Genomic DNA, 253 nt, shown 5'->3' with positions numbered 1-253 from the left:
ATTTCATTCGGCTGAGCCGCAAGGCCCACACGGTGCTTTTGCAGAACATCAGCATTGCGCTGGGCATCAAGGCGGTGTTCCTGGCGCTGGCACTGGCGGGCATGAGTTCGCTGTGGATGGCGGTGTTTGCCGACATGGGGGCCAGCCTGATCGTGGTCTTCAACGGCCTGCGCCTGGTGCGCGGCTTGCGCCAACGCAAGGCCGCTGCCTGAGACCGGCCGCACAGGTTGATCGCGGGCCCGCCCCCGGTCTA

General features: G+C 65.6%; 1 protein-coding gene. It reads left to right on the top strand.

All coding sequences use genetic code 11. From position 1 onward, the window contains the following. Positions 1-212, top strand: a 212-nt coding sequence (locus tag FN960_RS24930) for a hypothetical protein (protein ID WP_143850842.1), incomplete at its 5' end; no start/stop codon positions are given. Positions 213-253: the final 41 nt, after the last annotated feature.

The sequence above is a fragment of the Alkalicoccobacillus porphyridii genome (genome assembly GCF_007293315.1).
Taxonomy (GTDB): domain Bacteria; phylum Bacillota; class Bacilli; order Bacillales; family Bacillaceae_D; genus Alkalicoccobacillus; species Alkalicoccobacillus porphyridii.
This window is presented reverse-complemented; position numbering and strand designations above follow the sequence as displayed.